General features: G+C 47.6%; 10 protein-coding genes and 1 other RNA gene. 7 read left to right on the plus strand and 4 right to left on the minus strand.

Going from position 1 to position 9,246, the window contains the following annotated elements; translation table 11 throughout:
- Positions 1–147: 147 nt before the first annotated feature.
- Positions 148–1,857 carry a septation ring formation regulator EzrA gene (gene ezrA / locus ACKTR5_RS05345; RefSeq protein WP_407879793.1) on the minus strand — a complete coding sequence of 570 codons (1,710 nt, stop codon included), beginning with the start codon at positions 1,855–1,857 and terminating at the stop codon, positions 148–150.
- A 197-nt stretch (positions 1,858–2,054) separates the two neighbouring features.
- On the opposite strand from ezrA, the gene ACKTR5_RS05350 reads away from it, so the two are divergent.
- The 7 genes from ACKTR5_RS05350 (at position 2,055) to ACKTR5_RS05375 (ending at position 6,674) form a co-directional block, all read left to right on the plus strand.
- Positions 2,055–2,525, plus strand: coding sequence for a GAF domain-containing protein (locus ACKTR5_RS05350; RefSeq protein ID WP_407879795.1), 471 nt, complete (start codon positions 2,055–2,057; stop codon positions 2,523–2,525).
- Between the two features lie 196 nt (positions 2,526–2,721).
- The gene (gene rpsD / locus ACKTR5_RS05355) at positions 2,722–3,330 is read left to right on the plus strand and encodes a 30S ribosomal protein S4 (RefSeq protein WP_407879797.1); all 609 of its coding nucleotides are present in this window, start codon (positions 2,722–2,724) and stop codon (positions 3,328–3,330) included.
- Positions 3,331–3,461: 131 nt separating this feature from the next.
- Positions 3,462–3,932, plus strand: coding sequence for a YueI family protein (locus tag ACKTR5_RS05360; RefSeq protein WP_407879799.1), 471 nt, complete (start codon positions 3,462–3,464; stop codon positions 3,930–3,932).
- Between the two features lie 136 nt (positions 3,933–4,068).
- Positions 4,069–5,382, plus strand: a complete 1,314-nt coding sequence (locus tag ACKTR5_RS05365) for a replication-associated recombination protein A (protein ID WP_407879801.1) — start codon at positions 4,069–4,071, stop codon at positions 5,380–5,382.
- A gap of 51 nt (positions 5,383–5,433) precedes the next feature.
- A non-coding RNA gene (gene ssrS / locus ACKTR5_RS11820) (6S RNA) lies at positions 5,434–5,621 on the plus strand.
- Positions 5,622–5,750: 129 nt separating this feature from the next.
- The gene (locus ACKTR5_RS05370) at positions 5,751–6,026 is read left to right on the plus strand and encodes a hypothetical protein (RefSeq protein ID WP_407879802.1); all 276 of its coding nucleotides are present in this window, start codon (positions 5,751–5,753) and stop codon (positions 6,024–6,026) included.
- Between the two features lie 156 nt (positions 6,027–6,182).
- Positions 6,183–6,674 carry a universal stress protein gene (locus ACKTR5_RS05375; RefSeq protein WP_407879804.1) on the plus strand — a complete coding sequence of 164 codons (492 nt, stop codon included), beginning with the start codon at positions 6,183–6,185 and terminating at the stop codon, positions 6,672–6,674.
- Between the two features lie 112 nt (positions 6,675–6,786).
- Here the strand turns inward: ACKTR5_RS05375 and ACKTR5_RS05380 are convergent, their stop codons facing one another.
- The 3 genes from ACKTR5_RS05380 to ACKTR5_RS05390 form a co-directional block, all read right to left on the minus strand.
- Complete coding sequence (locus ACKTR5_RS05380; protein WP_407879806.1) at positions 6,787–7,656, minus strand: helix-turn-helix domain-containing protein; 870 nt, start codon at positions 7,654–7,656, stop codon at positions 6,787–6,789.
- Positions 7,657–7,700: 44 nt separating this feature from the next.
- Entirely contained in the window at positions 7,701–8,219 is a 519-nt protein-coding gene (locus tag ACKTR5_RS05385; protein WP_407879807.1) for a GNAT family N-acetyltransferase, read from the minus strand.
- 176 nt (positions 8,220–8,395) lie between these two features.
- Positions 8,396–8,953: a DNA-3-methyladenine glycosylase I gene (locus ACKTR5_RS05390; protein ID WP_407879809.1), complete on the minus strand. Its 558-nt coding sequence runs from the start codon at positions 8,951–8,953 to the stop codon at positions 8,396–8,398.
- Positions 8,954–9,246: the final 293 nt, after the last annotated feature.

The following is a 9,246-nucleotide window of genomic DNA, read 5'->3' on the forward strand; positions in this document are numbered from 1 at the left end:
GTCCCTTCTTCGTTTAAAATTCGGTTCGACTCGAGTTAAAAACTTGAATCAGTATAGCACGTTTTCGCCCAGTCACCTAGCGTTGGTCCTGCGGGTTAGTTTCCAAACAAAAAAGGCGGTCTTAACGCACCGTCTTCTTTGCTCCAGCTATTCCTGAACACCTTGTGAACCGTAGTAGTTATTTTCAATTCGCTTGTAGGCACCAGGTTCAACCTGATCCAACGCGCTCGCCATCGTTTCCAGTGCCTCGGCATACCGATACTGTTGACCAAACTCACGTTGGGCCTTCGTCCAGGCCGTTGCCATAATCTCGTTATTTTGCCGGTAGCGATTGGCATACTGCATGAGTTGTTCAGCAAGCAGCGCACTGTCCCGTAAGTCCTGACTCTTTTCATTTAAGGTCGACATGTCCGCTTGGATCATCACCAATTGTTTTGTAATGTCTTCCATATTAATCCGAGTCCGACTTAACGACTTCCCAAGCTTTTCAACTTCGTCACTGACCACGTAGAAATAGTCCAAGTAATCCTCAGGCAATCCGGGCAGATTTAACCCCTCAATTTGGCGCTTGATCGTGTGCATTTGGTTGTCAAACTGTTGGAACCGGTCCCGGGCGGCCTTTTCATGAGTTCCGAGATCCTGGATGCTTGTGTTAATCTGTCGTTGTCGCTGTTCAATGTTTCTCAACGCCTCCAACTGAGCCAGCTGATGCTTCGCAACCGTTGAAAAACTAACGGTGTGGGTCACAAGCCCGTTTTCATCCGTTTGCTGTTGTTCAACCACCCGTTGAATTTCGTCAGACATCGATTTAGCGTTGTTTTCCTCACCATGATCCAACACGTAACTTTGGCTCAACCGATCAATTTCAATTTGGAGCGCATGATTTTGCCGTTGTGCATGAACAACAAAATCGTGAACCTCTTTTTGCTGTTTGCCGACCGTTTCCTTGGCCGTCATTTCTTGCTCCATGACGTCATACAGCGCATCGATCTGTGCCGCAATGTCTTTATTTGCTGTCGTAACTGTGGTCAGATCTAAGTTCGCCAGCTCCTGGGTCGCCGCTTGGATTTCATGACGAGCCTGGTTGACCTGCCCCAATACATCAACATGATCAAACACATAATTTTGAGCGATCAACTGTTGATACCCTTCGGTAATATCATTCAGCTGATCGTTAAACCCAGTCTTTAAGTCATCATACAATGCCGGAATCGCCGCAATCAGCTGTTCCAACGCGTCCGTATCTGTCGTTAGTTGCTCTAGCACTGCTTGTGCCGCAACGTGGTCACCTTGACTTGATAACGTTGTGAACTCATCAAACTGGTCTTCTAGCTGTGCTAACTGTGCTTCTAACTGATCAATACTGGGACCAAAGCTCAGGTTTTGCGATAGCAACACCTTCCGAAGATCCTGATACTTTTTCTCCAACCGGTCAACGGCTTCATGGTGTTCTTGGTCGACCTTTTTTAACTCGATCAATCCGTTGTGAACGTGTTCTAACCGTTCTTCCGCTAAGGTTGCGAGCTCCTCAGCCTGTTTTTGTTCGTTGTGTGTTTTAACGAAGTTGATGCCACGAACATCTAGCGTCACTTCATCAAGCGTGCGGTTTAACGCTGGTAACGTCCGTTCCATGACGTCACGATATTCCTCAATGAGGCTATCAAACGCCGCCAATGATTGGCCCGTAAGGCTCATTTGTCGACCAGCCTCGACCTGATCCCCCACGCCCAGCTGTTGTAAGTCCACTAAGCGATCACGCAACACACTCACCTTGTGCGTTGTGATCCGTTGAAAGGCAAACACTGAGCCGTATAGAATAACTGCTAAAACAACAATCCCAATTAACACTTGAATCATTATGCACGTCCGTCCCCGTTCGCAAGCACGAATGACTTGCTTTTTTGAATAAAATCTTTACACTTTATGTCATTATTTGACCTTTCGATCAGCTAATGAACGATACCTAATTAAAAGTATAGCATAGCAGGTTTTAGCCGTTAGGTTACGTTTACATGACTTTATCATTATCTTAGAAAATCTGGAGGCCTCATCACATGAATTCTTCCTCACCATCGCTCCTTGCCCAACAATTGGACGCCTTACTCACGGACGAACACGACACCATTGCCAATCTGGCCAACGCGTCAGCACTCCTGATGGAAACTGTCCCTGACCTGAACTGGGCGGGCTTTTACCTCTACCATAAGGCTGATAACGAATTGTGTCTCGGCCCATTTCAGGGACGGGTTGCCTGCGTCCACATTCGCCCAGACCGTGGTGTGTGCGGGGCTGCCTTTACCAGTCAAACGTCACAACGGATTGCAGACGTTCACGCCATTGCCGATCACATTGCCTGTGACGCTGCTAGTAACGCCGAACTGGTCATCCCCCTCACGAAAGATCATGTTCAGTTTGGTGTCCTCGACCTCGACTCACCCACACTGAACCGATTTAGTGCGGATGACGAAACAGAATTAACTGCTTTTGCCGCGGTGTTAATGCGCCACCTTGACATAACGGCGTAAAGCACGGTATACTGTTCCAGTTGTAAAATTTGCAGCAGTAGGTGGTAAGCTCGTCAACAGATTGGTGCTGCGCCGTCAGGTCAGTTCAATTAGTAACCGGGGCTGCTCCGGTGAACCTTGCAAAGCGATCTGCACGAATACCGAACCTACACTTCGCATCTTTTACTCCAAACAAATTATTTGGAGGACATACAATATGTCACGTTATACAGGTCCTTCTTGGAAGATCTCACGTCGTTTAGGCGTTTCTCTTTCAGGAACTGGTAAAGAATTAGCTCGTCGCCCTTATGCTCCTGGTGACCACGGCCAAGGCCGTCGTGCCAAGATTTCAGAATACGGGATGCAATTACGTGAAAAGCAAAAGTTGCGTTTCACATACGGCATGAGCGAACGTCAATTTGCTAACCTTTTCCTTAAGGCTGGTAAGATCCGTAAGGGTACTCATGGTACTAACTTCCTCGTTCTGCTTGAACGTCGTTTAGACAACGTGGTTTACCGTTTAGGTTTGGCAACAACTCGTCGCCAAGCACGTCAATTGGTTAACCATGGTCACATCACTGTTGATGGCAAGCGTGTCGACATTCCTTCATACGAAGTTAAGGTTGGCCAAGAAATCGCCGTTCGTGACAAGTCAAAGAAGATGGTTATTATCCAGGCCGCTGTTGAAGCCGTTGTTGGTCGTCCTTCATACGTTGAATTCGACGCTGACAACTTAAAGGGTTCATTGGTTCGCCTGCCAGAACGTGAAGATCTGGATGCTGAAATTGACGAATCATTAATCGTTGAATACTACAACAAGTTGTAATTTCCTGTTACACCTTGTTACAAAACCGTTGCCAGTTGGCAACGGTTTTTTGTTTGCGTCGGCCCCGCCGTTTGTTCCAAACGGAATGTGCTATACTAACAACATCAAGGAGACAGGAGGCTAGTTTTTTTATGGCTGATAATCAACAAAACACAGGTGACCCCAATCAACGGCTATCAAACGCAATGTACGGGACCCCAAAAATCAATCCCGATGAGCAACGCCACTACCTCGGGACTTTTCGTGAGCGTGTTGCCCTGTCCATGACCGTTGCCCAGTTAGAAAGTGGCGATTATCTAACGGCCCTCGGAACAGATTTAGAACAGCGTGACGAAGCAACTCACACCATTTTTCTAAATGGTAACCTTGGTCAGGAGGCTCTTGGCCCCTACATCCGCCTCGCCACAATGCATGCTGTCGCGTTCACCATCAAAAATGATCCGCAATACAAAACGGCACCAACTGATCTTGCCCTTGTCATCGCAGCCAAAGAGGCCATTGATGTGGACCCGATCGACATTGCCTTAAAGTATCCAGCGGCAACAACTCAATCACAGGCGCCATCATCACAACCTTCCTTTTGGCACCGCCTTTTTAAATGACGGCGCCCTCAATTAGATGACTAACGCCTAAGCGGCTGACTTCCTCGTTCAGGAAATCAGTCGCTTTAATTCACCACTTCATTAATCATCGATTTATTTTCAGTCCACACTATTTCTGATTGGAGGAACTTCATCCATGCAACCCCTCGCCTACCGAATGCGACCAAAGCGCATTGAAGACATCGTTGGGCAACAACACCTGGTTGGTAATGGCAAAATCATCAGCCGAATGGTAAAAGCAAAGATGCTTTCATCCATGATTTTGTACGGCCCACCGGGAACCGGCAAAACCAGTATTGCAAGTGCCATTGCTGGGTCCACAAAATATGCCTTTCGAATGCTCAATGCCGCCACTGACGGTAAGAAGGAACTACAAATCGTTGCCGCTGAGGCTAAAATGAGTGGGACGGTCGTGCTCTTACTTGATGAAATTCACCGGCTCGATAAAACTAAGCAAGATTTTTTACTCCCATTGCTGGAGAGTGGTGCGATTATTTTAATCGGGGCCACCACGGAAAATCCCTACATTAACATTAATCCGGCCATTCGCAGCCGAACCCAAATTTTTGAGGTTCACCCCCTTACCCCCGCAGACATCACGGTCGCCATTGATCGGGCCTTAGATGACACTACAAACGGACTTGGAAACATTAACGTTCACCTTGAGGAGAATGCGAAACAGCACTTGGCCACGACGACAAACGGTGATTTGCGGAGTGCACTAAATGCGCTCGAACTCGCCGTAAAGTCCACAGATCCAGATGAGGATGGCGTAGTGACCATCACGCTCCCAATTATTGAAGAATGTTTGCAACGAAAGGCCCTGTCCGCTGATAAAGATGGCGACGCCCACTATGACGTCATCTCTGCGTTTCAAAAATCGATTCGTGGTTCCGACACGAACGCGGCCCTTCACTACATGAGCCGTTTGGTCGCTGCTGGCGATCTGACGATCATTTGTCGCCGGCTCCTTGTGATTGCTTATGAGGACGTCGGTTTGGCTAATCTTCAAGCGGCGACCCACGCCGTCGCTGCTGTAACCGCGGCACAACAGCTTGGTCTGCCCGAGGCCCGGATTCCGTTGGCGGATGCAGTCATCGAACTGTGCCTGTCACCTAAATCCAATTCCGGCATCAATGCCGTTGATGCTGCCCTTGGTGATGTCACTGCTGGTCATGGTGGCGCTGTTCCGGACCACCTGAAGGATGCCCACTATCAAGGGGCCGCAGCACTCGGTCACGGCACTGATTATCAATTTCCTCATGATCATCCAAACGACTGGGTCAAGCAGCAATACCTACCAGACATGCTCAAAAACGCCGTGTACTACCAGCCAAAGCAAAATGGTCGGTTTGAAACTGCCTTCACTGAACAGTATCAAAAACTCATGGCGGCAAACGGTCACCCACTGACTCAGTCACCGTCGTCAACTAATCATTCTGATAATTAATTTTCAGGCGGTACTAATTGCACGAATTGATCTTTCATGCTATTCTGAGAATGAAATCTAAGGTGTACGCAAGGCTCAACTTACAGTGTTGCCTTACAGTCTTACTACTTTGGGTGCTACTCTAGTCCTGCTGCTGATAAGCCTTTTCTCTTGGTAATCAAACGCACGAACAGCAGCGCCCACCTGCGTTGTCGCGGGTCAACTCTGAAGAGCCGGTTGTCGGCACCACTAGTTTTCTTCAAAGTTCATACTTTGAGATGCCATCCTCCTAGAGGGTGGTTTTTTTAGTCACTGCCCATTCCATGACAGCCGTCACTACCGTCTTCTGCAACAATCCGTTATAATTAAGCTTCATTAGGAGGAACTTCATGGCAATCAAATTATTAATGGCACTTTTTGCACTCGTTTTATTCGTCCTGAGCGGTTACTTATGGCTGCACAGACAAAACGGTTTCTTACTATTTACCACAGACCGGCATCCAGAAATCGCCGGGATCCTTAACTTCTGGGCCATTGAACTGCTCGTGGCAGGCTTGCTTGCCGTTGCCGGTATGTTCAGTTTTTCCGTCATGATCGGCGCCCTCATTGTCGGCTGTTTATCTGGGATGGGACTTGGGCTAACGTTAGTCCACTTTTTAAATTAGCCAATCTTTTTTTAACAAAAAGCGGTCTTTTGTCCCCTTACATGATTTAAAAAAACATTTTTTTACACACCCTGCCCACAAATGCAGCGCTTTCACTTTTGTTTTTCATGATTTTACAGTAAAATAAATGTAGAAAGATAAAGGGGAGTGAAGCTTATGGCACAACAATACAAACGCATCCTGGTTCCAATCGATGGTTCGCGTGAAGCCGAATTAGCATTCAAGAAAGCGGTCGCTGTTACTAAGCGTAATGGTGAAGATGCACAACTGCACCTACTGCACGTTGTTGACACCCGTGCCTTCCAAAACATTTCCAGTTTTGATACCACCATGGTTGAACAGGTAACCGAAACTGCCAAAAAGACACTGGATAAATACGCAGCCGAGGCTAAGGACGCCGGCATCAAGTGTGATTACTCCATCGAATATGGTGCCCCTAAGTCATTGATTGCTCAGGAAGCACCAAAGGAACTGGGGACTGATCTAATCATGATCGGTGCCACTGGGCTTAATGCCGTTGAACGTTTACTGATCGGTTCTGTTACTGAATACGTCACCCGGGCCGCAATCTGTGACGTGCTGGTTGTTCGGACTGATTTGAGTAATCACCCCGTCTCCGCAACTGAAGGCGCTAAAGCAACGAAATAATCCATTCAAAAGGTGAGGTTTCTTCCCCACCTTTTTGTTTGCACAAAAACACCCGTCCTCGATGACCATTGCCTTCGAGAACGGGTGTTTATCAATTTACAGACCGCGGTGCTTAAAGCGCCAACGGCGGAATTTGATACTTAGAAACATTTTGTGTCACACTGGTTAACAACTTTTTATTGTTCGTCACCACGGCCAGTGCATACGCAATGTACAAATTCTTTTGCGCTGCCACCTTATCGGCCAGTTCCAACTGACTAACTGCTTTGGTTTCGTACACTTCTTCCAGTAAAAACAAACTGTGACCAAGTTCACTTAGCTGAATCGCCTTGTCCATTAACACTAACGCGCGCTGGTGGTTTCCGATGTCTTGCAAAAATCGGGCCGCCCGTAGCAAGGTGTAGATTTGATCCTGGACTAAATCATAACTATCGGTATCAAACGACTTTAAGTCTGCAATGGCCTGACTGATAAAGAGTTCACCCTTATCCATGGCACCTTTATCAGCGTATGCTAACCCCAAGCCAACGCGGGCCATGACTGTATACATATCCTTAGTCCGACTCGCATATTCGTTTAGTAGCATCCCAAAATTAAAGATCGCCTCATCCGCATCATGGTGGACGAGCAATTGCAGTTCACCATGATAATAGTAGTACGCCTTAAATTGATCATCTTCTGACAACCGCTGCAACTTAACCGTTGCTAGCCGCGTTGCCGCCCCATCTAGATCCTGGCACCGGATCAACTCACCAACTTGGCGAAAAACCTGTGCCGTCTGGTCATCTGTTTCAATGATCACATCTGCCAGCTGGATGCCTAACCGGCCACATAGCTTAAGCAGGATTTGCATACTTGGAATCTTGTTTCGTTTTTCAACTAAACTAATGGTTGCTTGGGTACAGATGCCCTTTGCCAACTCTTTTTGGGATAGTCCTCTGGTCTTTCGATATGCACGTACGCGTGCTCCTAAAATTCTCATCTTATGCCTCGTCTTGATTGCAACAGACGGGGCATTTTAGTTTGTTAACTCAACCAATGTTCATATGCGCGTCGTGGTGCATTGCCATCAACATAGATGGTTCCACAGGCAATAAACCCGCAACGCGTTAAAATTGTCTGCATTGCCACATTATCAGCATGCGTGTCGACCCGGATGCTTAGCCCTGGTTTGGTTTGTCGCAACCAAGTTATCATGTGGGTCAATAGTTGCTCGCCCACATGTTGCCCATGAAACGCACTGGCAACGGCCAGCCGATGAATGGTCGCATAATCACCGTTATGAAGCCAAGCGCCCCGTTCAATCAACTGGTAGTTTGGCTCCTCGCCCACAATCATTGCGGCAACGGCCATTATTTGATCGGCACTGGTGAGCACAAACAAATGCCCCGCCGTAAGGTCAGCCAACATATCCGTTCGCATGGGGTAGCCATCCTGCCACTGATTAAAATCAGCACGGGCGATTGCCTGTTTGGCCGCCTGAATAATCACCATTATTTGATCCAGATCGGCTTCAGTTGCCCGTCGCAGTTCTCCTTGCCCCAATTGAACACCTTCTTTACTCGTGGTTGTCGCATCAACATTAGGTTTTGGCAAACATCAACGACCGTGGGTCAAAAACCACGGCCATCAATCATTTTGATCACTTGCTTGCAACACCGTGTGTCAGAACGGCCCCTGTTGCATACATGATTATTATGCCGTTATTATTTTCCCATGTTTTAGGAAATTCGTCCAGTGGTATGGCTAGATAAAAATATTTCTTGTCGACGAAAACACTGGTGGTCATGATCGTTAATAAACCCACTGGCCTGTAGAAAACTGCGGGTCGCCTTTTGTCCAAGCCCTTGGAGCCCCCACTCCTTAAACTGCGTACAAACAACGGTCACTAAGCGTGGGGTGTCTAACCCAACCTGTCGTTGAAGCCGCCACAAGGTTGTTGCCGGTGAAACCCCAGCTAACTGTTGGGCCTGCCACACCCGGGCATTATGGATCACCGCCGCCAGTTTACGCCGGTTGCGAATGACCGTGGGGGTGGTTAAGTACATCATCTGATCAACCTCGGTGAACGCCGCCAGGACATCCACATCAAATGCCGCTAACGCTGCTTTTAATGCCGGCCGCCGTTTTAAAATGAGTTGCCAATTCAACCCCGCCTGAAAAAGTTCTAAACTCAAGCATTCGAACAGCGCCTGATCATCTTCCACTGGTACGCCCCACTCTAAATCATGATACACACACAGTTGCACACTCTTTGTTGCCCATGCACAGCGTTCCATCTGCCGGTTCCTCCCGCAGTTATTTGTCACTATCTAAGACATACGGGAAACTCGTGGCATTATTTCTAAACTGTAAAAATTTGTGCGCGCTTGTAAAGATAACCGCTCTGGCATCTACGCCACAGCCTAGAACCATTCGGGCAAATTAAAACGACTGCTTTGAAGTGAACCCCCAGAGTTGGACAAAATCCAACTCTGGGGGTTTTACTATGGCTAAATATAATTATGAATTTAAAGCAAAAATTGTCGCTGAATACTTAGCGGGCATTCGTAGTACGACATTGACCCACAGA

This window comes from Furfurilactobacillus entadae, from assembly GCF_045862745.1.
Classification (GTDB): domain Bacteria; phylum Bacillota; class Bacilli; order Lactobacillales; family Lactobacillaceae; genus Furfurilactobacillus; species Furfurilactobacillus entadae.

What these genes read in the sequence shown, in the direction of transcription:
- ACKTR5_RS05380 (WP_407879806.1), bottom strand. Translation starts at nt 7,656, where the DNA reads ATGAGAATTTTAGGAGCACGCGTACGTGCATATCGAAAGACCAGAGGA.
- ACKTR5_RS05365 (WP_407879801.1), top strand. Translation starts at nt 4,069, where the DNA reads ATGCAACCCCTCGCCTACCGAATGCGACCAAAGCGCATTGAAGACATC.
- ACKTR5_RS05370 (WP_407879802.1), top strand. Translation starts at nt 5,751, where the DNA reads ATGGCAATCAAATTATTAATGGCACTTTTTGCACTCGTTTTATTCGTC.
- ACKTR5_RS05350 (WP_407879795.1), top strand. Translation starts at nt 2,055, where the DNA reads ATGAATTCTTCCTCACCATCGCTCCTTGCCCAACAATTGGACGCCTTA.
- ACKTR5_RS05360 (WP_407879799.1), top strand. Translation starts at nt 3,462, where the DNA reads ATGGCTGATAATCAACAAAACACAGGTGACCCCAATCAACGGCTATCA.
- rpsD (WP_407879797.1), top strand. Translation starts at nt 2,722, where the DNA reads ATGTCACGTTATACAGGTCCTTCTTGGAAGATCTCACGTCGTTTAGGC.
- ACKTR5_RS05390 (WP_407879809.1), bottom strand. Translation starts at nt 8,953, where the DNA reads ATGGAACGCTGTGCATGGGCAACAAAGAGTGTGCAACTGTGTGTGTAT.
- ACKTR5_RS05375 (WP_407879804.1), top strand. Translation starts at nt 6,183, where the DNA reads ATGGCACAACAATACAAACGCATCCTGGTTCCAATCGATGGTTCGCGT.
- ezrA (WP_407879793.1), bottom strand. Translation starts at nt 1,857, where the DNA reads ATGATTCAAGTGTTAATTGGGATTGTTGTTTTAGCAGTTATTCTATAC.